The 17,071-nt window shown below is 38.6% G+C and carries 13 protein-coding genes; 4 read left to right on the top strand and 9 right to left on the bottom strand.

Annotated features, from left to right (window positions below):
• The first annotated feature begins 6 nt into the window (after positions 1-6).
• Entirely contained in the window at positions 7-690 is a 684-nt protein-coding gene (locus ACPF64_RS09570) for a glutathione binding-like protein (RefSeq protein WP_426452863.1), read from the top strand.
• Between the two features lie 5 nt (positions 691-695).
• On the opposite strand, the gene ACPF64_RS09565 is transcribed toward ACPF64_RS09570, so the two are convergent.
• The 6 genes from ACPF64_RS09565 to ACPF64_RS09540 form a co-directional block, all read right to left on the bottom strand.
• Positions 696-1,940 carry an NADH:flavin oxidoreductase/NADH oxidase family protein gene (locus ACPF64_RS09565; protein WP_017391649.1) on the bottom strand — a complete coding sequence of 415 codons (1,245 nt, stop codon included), beginning with the start codon at positions 1,938-1,940 and terminating at the stop codon, positions 696-698.
• Positions 1,941-2,126: 186 nt separating this feature from the next.
• Positions 2,127-3,722 (bottom strand): ABC transporter ATP-binding protein, encoded by a 1,596-nt coding sequence (locus ACPF64_RS09560; protein ID WP_426452860.1) that lies wholly within the window; start codon positions 3,720-3,722, stop codon positions 2,127-2,129.
• Complete coding sequence (locus tag ACPF64_RS09555; protein WP_426452858.1) at positions 3,697-4,707, bottom strand: ABC transporter permease; 1,011 nt, start codon at positions 4,705-4,707, stop codon at positions 3,697-3,699. Before ACPF64_RS09555 ends, ACPF64_RS09560 begins: the two co-directional genes overlap by 26 nt.
• Positions 4,707-5,759: a microcin C ABC transporter permease YejB gene (locus ACPF64_RS09550; RefSeq protein WP_426452856.1), complete on the bottom strand. Its 1,053-nt coding sequence runs from the start codon at positions 5,757-5,759 to the stop codon at positions 4,707-4,709. The genes ACPF64_RS09555 and ACPF64_RS09550 overlap by 1 nt, the downstream gene beginning before the upstream one ends.
• Positions 5,760-5,790: 31 nt before the next feature.
• Positions 5,791-7,626 carry an extracellular solute-binding protein gene (locus tag ACPF64_RS09545; RefSeq protein ID WP_426452854.1) on the bottom strand — a complete coding sequence of 612 codons (1,836 nt, stop codon included), beginning with the start codon at positions 7,624-7,626 and terminating at the stop codon, positions 5,791-5,793.
• A gap of 15 nt (positions 7,627-7,641) precedes the next feature.
• Positions 7,642-10,854: a LysM peptidoglycan-binding domain-containing protein gene (locus tag ACPF64_RS09540; RefSeq protein WP_426456095.1), complete on the bottom strand. Its 3,213-nt coding sequence runs from the start codon at positions 10,852-10,854 to the stop codon at positions 7,642-7,644.
• Positions 10,855-11,086: 232 nt separating this feature from the next.
• On the opposite strand from ACPF64_RS09540, the gene dnaQ reads away from it, so the two are divergent.
• The 3 genes from dnaQ to nudC all read left to right on the top strand — a co-directional run bounded on the left by dnaQ (position 11,087) and on the right by nudC (position 14,980).
• A complete protein-coding gene (gene dnaQ, locus ACPF64_RS09535) occupies positions 11,087-12,463 on the top strand; it encodes a DNA polymerase III subunit epsilon (protein ID WP_426456093.1) in 1,377 nt (458 codons plus the stop codon).
• Between the two features lie 130 nt (positions 12,464-12,593).
• Positions 12,594-14,237, top strand: a complete 1,644-nt coding sequence (locus ACPF64_RS09530) for a chemotaxis protein (protein WP_426456092.1) — start codon at positions 12,594-12,596, stop codon at positions 14,235-14,237.
• A complete protein-coding gene (nudC, locus tag ACPF64_RS09525; protein WP_426456091.1) occupies positions 14,237-14,980 on the top strand; it encodes an NAD(+) diphosphatase in 744 nt (247 codons plus the stop codon). The genes ACPF64_RS09530 and nudC overlap by 1 nt, the downstream gene beginning before the upstream one ends.
• A gap of 28 nt (positions 14,981-15,008) precedes the next feature.
• On the opposite strand, the gene ACPF64_RS09520 is transcribed toward nudC, so the two are convergent.
• The 3 genes from ACPF64_RS09520 to ACPF64_RS09510 form a co-directional block, all read right to left on the bottom strand.
• Positions 15,009-15,872 (bottom strand): alpha/beta hydrolase, encoded by an 864-nt coding sequence (locus ACPF64_RS09520; protein WP_311077456.1) that lies wholly within the window; start codon positions 15,870-15,872, stop codon positions 15,009-15,011.
• A gap of 3 nt (positions 15,873-15,875) precedes the next feature.
• Entirely contained in the window at positions 15,876-16,583 is a 708-nt protein-coding gene (locus ACPF64_RS09515) for a BON domain-containing protein (RefSeq protein WP_017391659.1), read from the bottom strand.
• A 77-nt stretch (positions 16,584-16,660) separates the two neighbouring features.
• Positions 16,661-17,062: a YraN family protein gene (locus tag ACPF64_RS09510; protein ID WP_003652834.1), complete on the bottom strand. Its 402-nt coding sequence runs from the start codon at positions 17,060-17,062 to the stop codon at positions 16,661-16,663.
• Between the last annotated feature and the right edge of the window lie 9 nt (positions 17,063-17,071).

The raw sequence follows: 17,071 nt of genomic DNA, 5'->3' as shown, positions 1-17,071 counted from the left end.
CATGACATGCAAATTCGATTATTTCATCTACAAAATTCACGCTCTCAACGCATTATTTGGTTTTTAGAAGAATTAGGACTCAATTATGAGCTCATTATTAAATACCATTCAGATGTAGACGAAAATAAAAACTCACCCCACCAATTATCAAAATTTCCTACTATCGAAATCATTGAACAAGGAGAGTTTTCAATCTTAGCTGAAACCTCAGCAATCTTAGATTACTTATCTCATTTACATCCCCAATTGGGACAGAACAATTTATTAAGCCAGCACCTCCAAAATTTTTATTATTGGAAAAATTATTGTGAGGCGACATTCATTCCCGATTTGGTACTCAAACAAATCTTTCACCAAATTGTACAACGTACACCTTTTCCAATCCGTTTCATTTCTAAACTTTTAAAATATGGATTTGATCAAGGCTATCTTAATCAATCATTACAACGACAAATGAGCATGATTGATAAACATTTAGAGGATCACTTATGGTTTGCTGGAGATCAGTTTACTATTGCTGATATTTTGATGTGGTTCCCATTACTGGCTTGCTCACAAAATTACAGCCAGTTTAAACATATACAGCGTTATCTTATCCAAATAGAAAACAGACCTGCCTTTAAGAATGCTTTAATTAAAGGTCAATGGTCTGCTTCTACATTTAACGCTTACTGGACTATTGCATGGTAATTAATTTACGCAGATTTACGTGAATTTACGCGACCTTTTACCACAGCTTTAATATTGCCTTTGGCATAATTAAAAAAGACGACTAGTGGTGAAAGTTTTGGATTTGGCTTTTTGCCTTTACCAATTGTCTTAAATTGAGCGGCATACCAAATAATTTCCATGATTGCCATTTTATCGACAAAAGGTAGGCCTGTTTTAATTGGTTTTACAGCGTAGCGTACGTCCTGCCCTGCAATTAAACGGTCTGTTAAATCAGTCTCAACCGCAAGCGGACGCGCAATACCAATAAAATCACAAGCCCCACTTGCGAGTGCTGCATTCATCCCTTCTACAGTACGGAATCCACCTGTCACCATGAGTTTACATTTAACATGTTGGCGGATCTTTTCAGCAAAATCTAAGAAATAAGCTTCACGCGCAATTGTACTTGTCTTGCGCTTGTCAGCTTTAGCCCCAGCCATGGCAGGTGCTTCATAGGTGCCGCCTGAAATCTCAATCAAATCAATGCCAGCTTCATCTATCGCTTTAAATACTGAAATCACATCTTCTTCAGTAATTCCACCACGTTGGAAATCAGCAGAGTTCAGTTTGACTGAAATGATAAAATTCTCGGAAGTTGCTTCACGTACAGCTTTATAAACTTCTAATAAAAAGCGTGTACGGTTTTCAACTGAACCACCCCACTGGTCTGTGCGCTTATTCGTTAAAGGCGATAAGAACTGACTAATCAAATATCCATGCGCACCGTGTAATTGCACCCCTTCAAAACCTGCTTTTTCACAAATACGTGCAGCGGTTGCAAATCGATTAATGATATCTAGAATTTCATCATGAGTCAGTTCACGTGGCGTTCCAAACATAGTCGCTAAAGCTGGGCTAAATGGTACTGCTGACGGTGCGACAGTCTCTTTATTTAATCCTTTTGGACACTGACGTCCTGGGTGGGACAATTGAATCAACTGCACCATTCCATATTTCTTACCTAATGCCGCCCACTCTTTTAAGCGCTCTAAATCCCGTTCGGTTTCAATAACAACAACACCGGGTTCATTTTTTGCGCCCACATTGACCATGACGTTTCCTGTGATTGCACAGCCAAGCCCACCTTTTGCCCATGCCCCATATAAACCTAAATGTAAGTCATTTGGTTGACCTTCATGATTTGCAAGCGCCTCACTCATTGCACCTTTAATAATTCGGTTTTTGAATGTGGTATTGCGAATTGTGATGGGTTGAGCAATCTGGTTCATGGTTAACCTCTTTTTTAGTTTTTAGAGCAATTACTCTAATTTAGACGAGTTATAGGGCATGTCAAGTCATAATCGATAACTGACAATAGCATATGTCAATTTTAAAGAATATAAAAATATGCAACTTTTTGCATAAAATTAAAAAATAAACTATTCCATTTAAAAACAATTATTTAATATTTTATTTTAAAAGTTTGCTTTAATTAATTGTCTTGTATATTCAGTTTTAGGCTTAGAAAACAACAGTTCGGTTTTCTGATATTCAACAACTTGTGCATGGCGCAATACCATGACTTTATGGCACAACGATTTGACTATATTTAGATCATGGCTAATAAAGATATAGCTCAAATGTTCAGTTTTCTGTAATTGTCGTAAAAGCTTAATGATGGCTTTTTGTGTAGTTCGGTCTAATGCAGAAGTCGGTTCATCCAAAATTAAAAGTTTAGGCTGAACCACTAAAGCTCTTGCCAAAGCAACCCGTTGACGTTGTCCACCTGAAAGTTCGTGTGGATAACGGTGCTGAAAATCTTCAGGCAGTTCAACCTTATTAAGCACAGATTTAATTTGATCTTGAATTTGAGTGTTCAATACTTCTTTTACTTTTAAACCTTCAGCGATAATCTGCCCAACCGTCATTCGAGGGTTCAAACTACCAAACGGATCTTGGAATACAAGTTGAAAATCAGATCTCGCCAAACGTAAAGCTTTGGGAGCCAACTGATTCAAATCTTGTCCTAAAAAATTAATCCGCCCTTCACTTTTAATGAGCCGTATTAAAGCCAGAGCCAAAGATGACTTTCCAGCACCACTCTCCCCAACGATCCCAAGTGATTCACCTTGAGCAAGATCAAAGCTCAAACCTTCTATTGCAGTCACATAGCCCTGAACGCGATTGAAAATACCTTTTCTAATTGGAAATTGCACGCTAAGCTGTTGAACTGACAATATATTCTTTTCAATCTCAAGAGGTTCTGCATTTCCAAAATCATGTTCTAATAATTGCTGTGTATAAGCGGTTTTAGGATTTTCAAAAATCTGGCTAAGCTCACCTTGCTCTACAACACGCCCACTTTGCAATACAACCAGTTCATCGGCATATTGACGTATCAAATTTAGGTCATGGCTAATTAAAATAAGTGCCATTCCATATTTTGATTGTAAAGATTTTAATAGTTCTAAAATCTGGATCTGTAAAATTACATCAAGTGCTGTAGTCGGCTCATCAGCAATCAAAATTTTGGGTTGCAGTGCCAATGTCATGGCAATCATGACACGTTGTCGTTGACCGCCAGAAAGCTCATGTGGATACCGTTTTAAAATCTGTTCTGGCTCACTAATTCCGACATCTGTGAGTAACTCAATGACTTGTTGTCGAATATCCTTTTTACTCAAACCTAATAAAATAAGGTTTTCACCCACAATCTTTTCAACCCGATGTAGCGGATTTAACGCAGTAGCAGGCTCTTGAAAAATCATTGCAATTTGTCGACCACGCACATTGGATTGAGCTCTGTCATCTAGCTCAAGAATATTTTGGGAACCAATCCAAACGTGACCTGTTATTTCTAATTTCTCTTGTAGTAACCCCATGATTGCTAAACAGCTAATCGATTTACCTGAACCACTCTCGCCCACAATAGCCAGTGTTTCCCCTTCATTAAGCTGCACATTAAGGTCTTCTAACAAAATCTTTTGATCTAGCGTTTGAATCGAAAGATGTTCAACCTTCAACAATGCAGGAGTAACATTTGTATTATTTTCTTGGGTCAAAAGCATCACGAGCAGCCTCCCCAATATAAATTAAAAGTGAAAGAACAATAGCCAGACTAAAAAAACCTGAAATCGCTAGCCATGGTGCATCTAAATTATTTTTACCTTGGAGCAATAACTCCCCTAACGATGCTGCATCAGGCGGCAGTCCATACCCTAAAAAATCAAGAGCAGTTAAGGCACTAATATTAGTTGTTAAAATGAATGGTAATTGGGACAAGCTCGAACTGATTGCATTCGGCAAAATATGTTTAAAAATAATAACGCGATCAGCCACTCCTAACACTTGAGCGGCACGAACATAATCAAGCTGGCGAGCTTTTAAAAATTCTGCCCTGACAATCCCCACTAAAACTGTCCAGCCAAAAAATAACATAATGAAAAATAGCCAATATACATTGGGTACAAACATGCTGACCAAAATCATGACCATAAAAAGCATGGGTAAGCCATTCCAGACCTCAACCAAACGTTGTCCTAATAAATCTACCCAACCGCCATAGTAACCTTGAATGGCACCTACCGTAATTCCAAACAAAGCAGAACAAAAGGTTAAGGCCAAACCAAAAAGTAAAGATACTCTTAAACCATAAAGAATACGGGCAAAAACATCCCTTCCCTGATCATCAGTTCCTAACCAATTCTGCTTGGAGGGTGGTGATGGTACAGGAACTGCTAAATCTAAATTGGGAGTTTGATATGAAAATTTAATAAGTGGCCAGACTGCCCATCCTTGAGCATTAATAAGTTCTTGCACAGCCGGATCTTTATAATCTGCTTCTGTTTCAAACACGCCACCAAACGTCGTTTCTGGATATGTCTTAAACACAGGCAAATAGTAAGAATCCTCATACTTCACCAGTAATGGCTTATCGTTAGCAATCAACTCCGCAGCTAATGACAAAATCAAAATTAGACTAAATAAAATAAAGCTAGCCCAACCTAATTTATGTTGTCTAAAACGTTGTAATCGTGTCCGCACAATCAAAGACATTATTTGCCTCCTTGTGCGTCAAAGTGAATCCGAGGATCAATCCATTGGTACAACACATCACAAATGAGACGTAAGATTAGACTAAATAAAGTAAAGAAAAATAAGACGCCAAAAATAACAGGATAGTCCCGCTGGACAATGGCTTCAAAGCCTAATAAACCCACACCATCTAAATGAAAAATAATTTCTACAAATAGGTTACCCACAAAGAAAATACCCGCTAACACTTCTGGCAACCCTGCGAGCACGACTAAAATAGCATTACGAAATACATGCTTATATAAGACTTGCTGGCTATTCAATCCTTTTGCATAAGCAGCTAAAACATAGGGTTTATTGAGTTCTTCTAAAAATGAGTATTTAGTTAAATACGTTAAACTGGCAAAACCACCTAATACCATCGTAATAAGTGGCAAAGTCATATGCCATAAATAGTCGGTAACTTTGCCCCAAAGACTGAGTTGATGAAAATTATCTGACACAAGATTTTGTAATGGAAACCATTGAAAATAAGAGCCACCTGCAAAAAAAACCACAAGCAAAATAGCGAATACAAAACTTGGTACAGCATACCCCACCACAAGTACTAATGAGGTGGAGCGATCAAACCATGAACCTTGCTGTCTAGCCTTCTTAATACCAAGCGGAATAGAAATTAAATAAATCAGAAAAGTACTTACCAGCCCAAGCGAAATAGAAACAGGCATTTTGTCCCACAGCAATTGCACGACTGGTTTATCTTTAAAAAAACTCTGTCCAAAATCTAAAGTTAAATAGCCTTTTAACATTAGAAAAAAGCGTTCAGGAGCAGAATGATCAAAGCCATACTGCGCCTTAATTTGTTCAACCATTTCAGGGCTTAAACCTTGAGCACCTTGATAATAAGTGTCTGCACTTAATGCATGTCCAATTCCCAAATCACCTTCAGCTTGATGTATTGCTTGCTCAACTGGCCCACCTGGTGCAATTTGCACAACCACAAAGTTAATCAATAAAATGACAAACAATGTGGGAATCATTAAAAGAAGTCGCTTGAGAATATATGAACCCATATAACAGGATTTCCTTTATGGCAGGTGCTTTTTATTGTTGATGTAAATATTTGGCAACTTTTTTAGCTTTATTTGCATCACTCCACCAATAATCTATTCCAGACGAAAGTGCTGGTTTAATTTTAGGTTGTTGATACATATTCCAATAAGCATACCAGTTTTCACCTTTACCATAGGTCGGAATTTGATAATAACCAGCCCTCAGTAATCGATCGAGAATACGAGTATAAATAATCTGTTGGTCACGGCTCTTACTCGCAACAAGTTTTGAAATCACTTGATCAATTACGGGGGTGCGAATTCCCGCATAATTATAATTTCCATCCTGAGCTGCCGCGATGCTCCCCCAAAACTGAGTCTGCTCATTGCCCGGATTGAGAGATTGGGGCAAATTCATGGTGGTCATATCAAAGTCATAACGGCGGGTGCGCTCTAAATATTGCGGAGCGTCGACTTGACGTAAATTGACCTGAACACCGAGTTTTTTAAGATTACGGACAAAAGGCATTAATGTTCGTTGTTTGCCATCTTGTTGAATTAAAAACTCAAGCTGAACTTTTTTCCCTTCAGGCGTAAATAGCTGCCCCTCTTTAACCTTATAACCAGCCTGTATAAGCAGCTGCCGCGCAGTTAATAAATTTTGACGGTTAAATCCACTCGCATCCGACACTGGGTATTTCCAATCTACTAAGACACCCTTTTGCATGAGTGGAGGTAACTTAGGCAGCAATGGTTTCAATATTGCTAATTCAGTTTTCGAAGGCTGACCCGTTGCAGCCAATTCGCTATTTTCAAAATAACTTTGAAGGCGTTGATATTGACCATAAAACAAAGCTTTATTCTGCCATTCAAAGTCATAGGCATAGGTTAAGGCTTGTCTAAAACAAATATCATTTAAGGGTTTTCGTCGTGTGTTAAAGACATAACTTTCAGTGGCGATGGGGTTATGGTGACGGAACTTATATTGAGTAACTAACCCTGCTTTTACGGCTGGAAAGCGATAATCGGTTACCCATTTTTTTGGGTTAGTTTCTTCATGCAAAGTGTATTGCCCAGATTTAAACCCTTCAAAAGCAATATCCCAATTTCGATAATAAACATATTTTAAACGATCAAAATTATAGCGCCCCTTATTAATAGGCAAGTCTTTTGCCCAGTAATTCGGATTTCTTTTATAACTAATGCTTCTACCTGCATCAACTCGTTCAACCACATAAGGTCCCGAGCCAACAATTGGTTGTAGAGTAATTCGGGAAAAATCTTTTTTTTGCCAATCTGTTTTTGAATAAATCGGCAAGGTTGCCAAAATGAAAGGCATTTTAGGATTATGTGTAGACTTAAAACTAAACTTTACTTGATGGGCATTTATTACTTCTGTTTTTGCCAAATCAGCAAGGTACATCTGCAAACCTAAATTGGACTTAGTCTGATATGCATCAAAGCTAAATTTAACATCTGCCGCAGTGACTGGCTGTCCATTACTAAAACGTGCCTTAGGATTTAAATAGAAAGTAACAGACTGCGTTTTTTCTGGATCATAAGTAACTTTCTCTGCCAAAAGAGGATATAAAACCCCGACCTCATCTAGCGATTGGGTCATTAAAGTATCAAAAAGATAATTAACGCCTTCTGTAGCATTCCCCTTACCATTCATACTATTGAGGTTATCAAAAGTTCCTTGAGCAGCCTGACTTAACAAGCCACCTTTAGGTGCATTAGGATTTGCATATGGCATAGCCATCATTCCCAAATATTTAGGCTTGGAATGAATCGCTATATATGAAGTGGTTTGCTGTGCAGAAAAAACAGCATGAGAAACGACACTGAGCCCGACTAGCAGGCTCAGTTGAAAATATGATTTATGCATAAGTTGCTAATTATTTTATAAATTAGGCACTTTAATGACATCGCCAATGCGAAGCTGAGTAGAAGGTGTCAAATCATTCAGCTCAGCCAAGAAATTGGTTTCTAAACCATACTTGCTGGCAAGGCCAATTAATGTATCGCCACGCTTCACTTTGTATTCCACAACAGTTTTTGGAATCACAATATTTTGACCACGCTGTAAATTAGCACTCGCTTTTAATGCATTCATTTCAGCCAGTTCACGCACTGAAATACCTGCACGGCTCGCAATACTATTTAAAGACTCACCAGATTTAACAGTATATCTTTCAGTGTTTTTACCAGCCGCAACTGTTTTAGTTGAAGACTTGGTATCAACTTTAGCTGTTTCTACTGTAGACACATCACCTGTTAGCTTTAAACGTTGCCCTACACGAACACTACTGTTACGTGAAAGACCATTCAATGCAGCAAGATAATCCAACTGTAAGTGGTAACGGTTAGCAATATTACCTAAGCTATCACCAGATTTAACTGTGTAGTTCTCAGGTGTTTCTTCTTTAGTATTTTTAGAAGGCTTACTTGGTGCCTCTTCAACATTACCTGTGAGTTTTAAACGTTGACCAGCACGAAGTCCTGATGTACGCGACAAACCATTTAAGTCAGCTAAATAGCTTGTTTGCAAGTTATATTTACCAGCAATAGCATTTAAGCTATCACCCGACTGTACAACATATTGTTCAGGCACACTTAGACCAGCAGGTACTTTTAAAGTTTGACCAAGCTGTACATGACTACTCGCTTTTAAGTTATTTAATTCAGCTAACTCAGCTAGGCTAATTTTTGATTTAGTTGCAATACTCGATAAAGTATCACCGCGCTGTACTTTATAGCCTTCAGTTTTATAAGAAACACTTAGCGTCGCTTTCTCAGATTTACTAGAAGTTTTAGTTTCAGCGACTTCATCTACCGAAATATCTTGTGTAGGCACATTAATTTTTTGGCCAACCATCAAGTTACTGCCCGCAGTTAAACCTGGCGTTAATTCAGCAAGTTCCTGATTAGAGAGCGCATAACGATCTGCAATCAACTTAAGGTATTCACCGCGTTTAACGGTATAGCTCTTAGTTGCAATACGTCGTGTATTTGCCTGAACTACTTTTGGTTCTGCTTTAGCAGTTGAGCGACTATTCTTCGGCTCTTTTAACTGTAGTTTTTGTCCAACAAATAAACCATCAGTTACTGATAAATCGTTATATTCGGCTAATTGCTTTACTGACAAATTAAACTGGTTAGCAACACCGCTTAAGCTATCGTTAGCCTGAACTACATACACATCTGGTTTAGCCGTACTTTTCGAAGTACTTTGAGTTTCTTGTGGTTTCGCATCATAAAGATAAAGACTAGTTCCTACAAACAAAGTCTTTTCTGGATCAATCTGGTTCCACTTAGCAACATCACGCCAGTTCACACCATTCTTCATGGCAATAACTGCTAAAGTATCACCTGGCTGAATTGTATAAGTACTACGCTTACCTTTAGGCTGTACAACTACAACATCAGTATCAGTTTTGATATAAGGCTTATCTTTATTACGTTGTCCATCTTCAGAGTTAGCTACAGTCGCGTCTTCAGCTAAAGTTTTTGGATAAGCAAAACCTCTACTTACCTCTTTACCTTGTTGCTCTGCAACTGACTGGCTCGTCTGAATTGCGGTTAACCTAATTTTGCCATCATAAGGATCGACAATTTCAGTTCCTTGCGGCGCAATTGCTTTTAATTCAGCAACGACTTGATCTTTTTCAGCTTGAGTTGCTTGCGGTTGTAAAGCTTGATCTACAGTCTCTTTTGCACCTTCAGCACGAACTGCCGCTAAAATCTTTTCACGTTCAGAAGCCGAAATTGGTGGCTCCATTTTAACAGGCTGCTTAATATTAGCTGCATTGGTCACAGCTACAGGAATACGCGGCGCACTTGGTACATCTGCCGATGCAGCAAAGGCAGCTAACGCATCAGAACCACGTGGTGTAGATTTTGAAATCGTTGAAGTATTCTTCACCGGTGAAGAAGGTTTAACCGGCTGAACTTGCGTTGTAGGAGTTGTTCTTGTTGTCACCGTAGTAGTAGGACTAACAGTTGTCGGTGTAGACGGTGAAGTTACATTTGCCCACCAACCTGAGCCACCACCCGATTTTGTTCCTCTTAATTTATTATCAATTGAAGGACTTAAATCTGCTGGAATCAAAATACGCATTGGACTTGCAGGGTCTACTGCTTCACCACGATATCCCGGGTTCAATGCATAAAGTTCTGCACGGCTTAATCCTGCTGTAGAAGCAATTTCATTTAACGTTAAAGGTGCTGATAAAGTCACTTCACGGAAATGGGGTCTATTTGCAATAGGTGGTAGTTCTACACCATAAGCCTTTGGATTTTTAATAATTTGAGCAACAGCTAAGAAACGTGGAACATAGTTCATTGTTTCTTGAGGGAGTTTTAAAGACCAATAATCAGTTGGTAAACCAGCAGCTTGGTTGCGGTTAATCGCCTGCTGAATACGTCCAGGGCCAGCATTATAGGCTGCTAATGCAAGTTCCCAAGAACCAAATTGGTTATAGAGACTTCCTAAAAACTCATAAGCTGCGCGAGTCGACTCAACCACATCTCGGCGCCCATCATACATACCTGTTTGCTTTAAACCATAAATACGACCAGTGCTTGGAATGAACTGCCATAGCCCTGCTGCTGCTGCACTACTTGTTGCAGCTGGGTCATAAGAGCTTTCAATTACCGGTAATAATGCGAGTTCTGTCGGTAATCCACGGCGTTCCGCTTCTTTCACAGTATGATACAAATAACGGCTGGCACGAGCACTTAAACGATCAAGGTAAGGCTGACGAGAAATAAACCAACTACGCTGAGCTTCAATACGTGAATCCCAGTGATTCAAGTCCATTTTGAAACCAACGGACATACGCTTCCAGACATCACCATGCTTCAAAATAAGCAGACGATCACCTTCTACAGCGCGCATATCGGTTGCTGAAAGTAAGTCTTCCAAAGAGTCAAGACTACTCGCATCTAGATAACCTGCACCACTGACCTGTTTCGATTTAGAGGTTTTTGCAGATTGCGGAGTCGATGAACAGCCTGTTGTAATACCCAACGCAGCTAAAGCAGAGCTAAGTACGGTAATTTTGAACAATGATGCCGCAGATGGCTGCCACACAAATGTGGTTGGTTTATACATAAAAACTTCCAAACAACTCGCGTAATATTTTTTGGGGTTTGGCCACAAACCCTAGGTCTTCGATGCCATTGTATTAAAGCGTGCAAGATAGACAAGGCAATAATTTGATGTCATTTGCATGGAAATGTTACAAGAAATTAAAAAAACCTTGCTTTGTTACGATGGAACCGAACTTTTTGCGTATACAATACACCATATTCAGTTCTTTTTCTTTTAGTTTAGGTTTCGATTTATGTCTCAAACAATCACACTGTATGTTGATGGTGCATGTCGTGGCAATCCGGGTTTAGGTGGTTGGGGCGCATATGTCATTACCGAGCAGGGTGAACATAAATTATTTGGCGGTGAACCGGATACAACCAATAATCGCATGGAGCTCACTGCTGCGATTGAAGGCGTTTCATTTTGCCCAACCGATGCTCATTTAATTATCTGGACAGATTCAAATTATGTGAAGCAAGGGATTACTGAATGGATTCATGGCTGGAAAAAGAAAAACTGGAAGGATGTAAAAAATCCTGACCTTTGGCAAAAATTAGATGCCGTCTGTGCTGGTCGAAATATTGAATGGCATTGGATTAAAGGCCATGCTGGACATGCAGGCAACGAAATGGCCGATGAGCTTGCAAATATCGGAGCTGATCAAACTGCCCTGCAAAAAAAAACAGTTCAAGCGACTGCCCTGCAAGATATAAAAAAGCCTGAAAAGGATTGGTTGCTTGATGACCCTTTTGGGTTTGATATGGCAGAAGTAACCGAAGAAGATAATATTGATCTTGAACAGCCCGAAGAAGTTGAGATGATTATTGTGGAAGAAGAAGTTATTGAAGTTGAAGCTGCTGAGCCAGAAAGTAAGCAACCAATTAATAACATTCACCCTCAAGTTGTTGTAACCGAAGCCAAATTACAATTACAAGGGCCTCGACAACTGATTCTTGATACAGAAACTACTGGTTTCTATTTCCAAGATGGTGATCGCATTATTGAAGTGGGCGCTATTGAAATGATTAACCGGAAACTCACCGGTAGCTCAATTCATATTTATATTAACCCACAAAAACCAGTGGGCGATTCAGAAAATATCCATGGTATCAGTGATAATTTCTTAAAAGATAAACCGCTCTATGCAGAGATTGCTGACACGCTCTTTGATTATCTAAAAGGCGCAGAGATTATTGCCCATAACGCAACCTTCGATATGAACTTCCTTGATATGGAGTTTAGACGCGCAGGCCTTCCTGCGCTTTCCGAAGTATGTGAGGTAACAGATACTTTAGCTTTAGCGAAAAGCAAACATCCCGGACAAAAAAACTCGCTTGACGCCCTTGTAAGACGTTATGAAATTCCAGCACGTGACCGTACTTTCCACGGTGCATTACTCGATGCTGAAATTCTTTCAGATGTTTACCTAGCAATGACAGGTGGGCAAGTTTCTTTTGATATAGATGCCTTATCTCAAAGTGAAAATAGCCTGAACACAGCAAATAAAACCAGAGTTCAAATTGAACTACCAGTTATTCTTCCTTCCGAAGAAGAGCTAAATAGACATGAGACTTGGGTCAAAGAATTTGAGAAAAAGCATGGAGAACCTTGCCTTTTTGCAAAATAAATTTTTGATTCTTTAGCGTTTTTAGCTTTTCCCCTTTGTAAGTTAAGTTATATTAGTCACATAGATTTTTAGCTCAAATTACTGAGCACTACGAATATAACAATTGATTTTTTTGCAAAGGGGAACGTTTATGTCTGAGCATACTTCGATTCATTTCGATCCAACAGCTTTACTCATCATTAAACATGAAATTGATCGTTCAATAAAACTGGTTGAAGGCGCAGTAAGTACTTTAATTGAAGAACAAACACTCCCTTTCGGTATTGATGATGCATTAGAACAATTTAAGCAATGCACTCAAGTCCTCCGTTTAATTGATATCCCCTATCTTGCAAAAATCACTCAATATTCAACTGAGCTGATGCAAAAAATTATTGCGAAGCCAACACAAATTAACACCAATGATGTGGTTGCACTGAGTGAAGGCACGACCATGGTAAAACGGTATATTGAGTTTATCTGTTTGCGTGAATTACAAGTACCTCAGTTTCTTCTTAATACATTAAACAATTTAGAATTAGCTTTAAATAAACCACTGACATCTTCTGGACAAGCGATTGCTCCTTTACTTGCAAATACTGCACTTGAACTCCCATTACCAGAAGTATTGATTAATGAAACAACTCAGTTTATTCATCAACTCTATAAGCTATCTCTACATCAATTTTTAAACAAGACAGAAGCTAATCATAATTTTCAAGCTTTTAAACTTATTGGTACCTATTTGGTCAGCATGGCAAACCATCAGCCAAGCCAACAATATTGGCAACTCGTAAATTATGCTTTCGGCCATATTGATAACCTGCTTTTAAATGATTCACGCCTACGTGTACTCATTAATATTGAAAGTTATATTGGTCAGTTTTTAACAAGTCCTGAAACTTTTAAGCCTGATTTGGCTGCACTTGCAGATATTTTAAGTATAGTTATCGCTCAAGAAGATGAGGTTGCTCACCATATTCGCAACCAACTCCATATCGGTGAAGAAATACCTACAGACACTCAATTGCTCGTTTTAAGCCGTCATCTTTATGGGCCTGACTTCGACACCATGCACACAGTCAGCCAATTAATATTGAGCGAAATGAACAAAGTGCGTAACGATATTGAATATAACTATCAAAATATGTCGACTGAAAAAGCACAACAATTACAAACGAGCCTTTTGCAATTAGCCTATACATTTAAACTGCTTAATCTTGATGAAGCTGCATCTGAACTATCTCAACAGGCAAATAGTTTAAGTCAGCTCAATATATTAAGTAATGAAAACTATGCTCAGCAGCTTATGGACAGCATTTTGTCTGCCATGAACTCAATTGGTATTTTGGTACGCCAATATACGTCTAGTCGTTTACAGCTTAATGTGAACAATACAAATATTTCTTTAGATCGCCTTGATGAGGCACATCAAGCCTTACTCACCGAGACAAAAAATTTAATTGATTTTATTTGTCAGAGCCTTACCTTGTATGCAAATGATCAGACACAAAATATTGAAGCAATTGCAGGTTCATTAAAAGAGCTAGCAGGTGCGGCCGAATTTCTAGGAAGCACAATTCAACAAGAGGCTTTACTCCAAACTGCTCAATTTGTTCAACAACAACTTGAACAAAACCAGCCGTTTAATACAGACCAAATTCACTGTATTTTTAACGTATTAGCAGGCCTTGACATGTTGGTTGACAATTTAAAAAATAAACAGCCTGTTCTACAATCCATGTTTAATGTAGCATTGTCGAGTAGTCAACAACTTCAAAAAAAGGCAGCTTAATGTCTGAATTATCACTTGCTTATATTTTCCATCATCAACAATTACTGGTTGATCAAAACCTTCAACTACCCAAAGTCGAAAAGTTAGCAAGTGATTTACTTTTCACTCATGATGAGCAGGTCATTGCACGTGACTTGCTTGCTGAGGAAGCTATACCAGAAGGCTTACAATTGGTTCCAATTCGCCAACTCATTACAAGTTGGTCGAAAGAACAGTTTTTGCAAGCGAGCCGTGCTGTACAGTTACTTGAATGGCGACGCAATCATAAGTTTTGTAGTCACTGCGGACACCCGACAGAAGTTCATCCAACTGAATATGCAATGGTGTGCCCATCTTGTCGCTATCATCAATATCCTCGCGTAAACCCGTGCATTATTACCGTCATTACTCGAGGTGATAATGAAATCTTACTGGCGAAGTCAGTCCACAATAAAACCAATATGTATGGTTTGATTGCAGGTTTTGTTGAAGTTGGTGAAACTCTTGAAGAAGCGGTACAACGTGAAGCTTTTGAGGAAGTAGGCCTAAGACTCAAAAATGTTCAATATATGTCAAGTCAGCCTTGGCCTTTCCCGAGTAACCTTATGGTTGCGTTTAGAGCAGAATATGAGTCTGGTGAAATTAAGCTGCAAGAAGAAGAAATTGCAGATGCACAATTCTTCAAAATTGATCAATTACCTGAAATTCCATTTAAAGGTAGTATTGCTCATTCAATGATTATGCAGATTACCCAAGCTGGGTAATCTGTTGTGTTTTAAACGATATTCTCGTTTAAAACACTTCTTCAAGAAAATGTAAGATCGTTCTTTTAGTCCTGAAATAATGACTAATAAAACTAGAAAGGCTGGCCAAAATTGTAATATGTCCAGTTTTAGGAATCACGGCGATATGGCTGTGATTACCCTTCTCTCTAAGCGCTTGATCCATATCTAAAGTATTGTGTTTTTTTACAATCTGATCATTTTCAGCCATCAAAAGGTAATGTTTAATATTATTTTGATTAACGAAATAATATGGCATGACTTCTTTATAAGAGGTGCTTTGATCAAAAGCATCTTCGGCCAGTGGATCACCTTTATAGTCAAAATGATATGGGCCAGCTAAACCGATTATTGCCTTAATTTTCCCTAAACATTCAATTTTAGTTGAATCAGGGTGATAAACAGCAGACATCACATTAAATGCCCCTGCCGAATGCCCCATAAGTACAATATTTTCTGTAGAAATTTCCAGTTTTCCCTGATTTTGATGTAAATAATTCAATGCTTGAGTTAAGTCATCAACAAAGCTTGGGAAAATATTTTTAGGCGCTAACTGGTAGTTAATAACAGCAACGTCATAACCTTCTTTGGCAAATGTCTCACCAATAAAAAGATAATCTCGTTTATTACCATGCTGCCAAGCCCCACCATGCACAAAAACAATGAGAGGCTGATGAGTTAGCTTTTTAACAGACCGGTAAACATCCAAACGGTGGCGAGGCTTTAGGCCATAACGAACATTTGGAATCTGTTCAAAACCATCTTTTGGCGTAAAACGGTTTAAAGCAAAACTCCCCAAATCATACAGGCGGAACTCTTTATAAAGAGTTCGCGCCTGTTCAATTTTGCTTTGTAGTTGTTCAATCAGATTCATATATTACTGTGCAGTCGAAGCAGGATCTGTTTGGTCAGGATCAATTGCAACAGGTGTTTGAACTGTTGGTTGAGCAATGACGTTATTAATAATCGGTGTAGTTGTTGCACTACCCGTACTTGCAGCTGGTGCAGGTGCCAAATCAACATTATCAATTAAAGTGACAATTTTGGTAACGTTACCAACATTTTGTAAGACGTTATTTAAATCATTAATTTCAGCTGTATTTAAACGTCCCATTACATAAAGTACGCCATCTTCGGTATGTACCAGAACCTTACTATCAGAAACCACAGGTGCTTTCATTAAAAGAGCACGCGTATTTGCTGTTACACCTGCATCTTGCATGATGGTGTTGTAGCTGACCTTGTTACCCACCGTAATATAGTTATGTACAGCTTTCACATCACTCATGGCTTTAAGATTGTCTTCTGCCAATTGTTTCAAGTACGGGTCAGGCACTTGGCCAGTTAATAAAACTGTACTATGGAAGCTTTCAATATTAATACGTGACTGCTTGAAACGTTGATCAAGTTTATAAATGTTGATATTAGCTGTACGTTTAATTGAAGAGTCAATGAATACTTGGCCCAGACTGCGGACACCGCTATCTGTGCCCACTGGAGCTGTGCCTGTTCCACCAGAAATAAAACTTGCGCAACCTGATAAACTTGCGACACAAAGCATTGTTACAGCAATACGTTTTAACACTCCACCAGACTCCTATCAATTTCTTGGCTTGATCATAAAGCATCAGACTTAAATTTGCTCAAAAGAGTAATGAACTCTTAATCCAAAGTAAATGCATTTTCGATCCATTGCAGATCATAATGGAATTTTGAAAAGTCATGCTGTACTGTTTTTGCAATTTTCTGTGGAAAATCAAAACAAATCACATCAAAACGACAATAAAAATCCTGATAAGATGGATAGCGCTGTAAAAAACGCATCGCAGTTTTGATAATTTTCTTCTGTTTTGTCCACGTTACCATTTCACAAGCTTGTCCATAATTTCCTATAGTGCGTGCTTTTACTTCAACAAAAACTAGCTCTTGCCCTCTTTTGACGATTAAATCAACTTCGCCACGGCGTGAATGGTAATTACTTGTGACCCACACATAGTTTTGTGCTTGCAAAAGGTTTAACGCAGTTTGCTCTGCCCATTTCCCCAACTGCTGAGCTAATAACATTTTTATTCC

The sequence above is a fragment of the Acinetobacter sp. KB005 genome, from assembly GCF_049949095.1.
GTDB classification, from domain to species: domain Bacteria; phylum Pseudomonadota; class Gammaproteobacteria; order Pseudomonadales; family Moraxellaceae; genus Acinetobacter; species Acinetobacter calcoaceticus.
The sequence above is the reverse complement of the archived record's forward strand: the minus strand, read 5'-3'. Positions and strand labels throughout refer to the sequence as shown.

Bases quoted from the DNA above. Each gene is read 5' to 3' on its own strand.
- ACPF64_RS09570 (WP_426452863.1), top strand. From the start codon at position 7: ATGCAAATTCGATTATTTCATCTACAAAATTCACGCTCTCAACGCATT.
- ACPF64_RS09565 (WP_017391649.1), bottom strand. From the start codon at position 1,940: ATGAACCAGATTGCTCAACCCATCACAATTCGCAATACCACATTCAAA.
- ACPF64_RS09555 (WP_426452858.1), bottom strand. From the start codon at position 4,707: ATGTCTTTGATTGTGCGGACACGATTACAACGTTTTAGACAACATAAA.
- ACPF64_RS09550 (WP_426452856.1), bottom strand. From the start codon at position 5,759: ATGGGTTCATATATTCTCAAGCGACTTCTTTTAATGATTCCCACATTG.
- ACPF64_RS09545 (WP_426452854.1), bottom strand. From the start codon at position 7,626: ATGCATAAATCATATTTTCAACTGAGCCTGCTAGTCGGGCTCAGTGTC.
- ACPF64_RS09540 (WP_426456095.1), bottom strand. From the start codon at position 10,854: ATGTATAAACCAACCACATTTGTGTGGCAGCCATCTGCGGCATCATTG.
- dnaQ (WP_426456093.1), top strand. From the start codon at position 11,087: ATGTCTCAAACAATCACACTGTATGTTGATGGTGCATGTCGTGGCAAT.
- ACPF64_RS09530 (WP_426456092.1), top strand. From the start codon at position 12,594: ATGTCTGAGCATACTTCGATTCATTTCGATCCAACAGCTTTACTCATC.
- nudC (WP_426456091.1), top strand. From the start codon at position 14,237: ATGTCTGAATTATCACTTGCTTATATTTTCCATCATCAACAATTACTG.
- ACPF64_RS09520 (WP_311077456.1), bottom strand. From the start codon at position 15,872: ATGAATCTGATTGAACAACTACAAAGCAAAATTGAACAGGCGCGAACT.
- ACPF64_RS09510 (WP_003652834.1), bottom strand. From the start codon at position 17,062: ATGTTATTAGCTCAGCAGTTGGGGAAATGGGCAGAGCAAACTGCGTTA.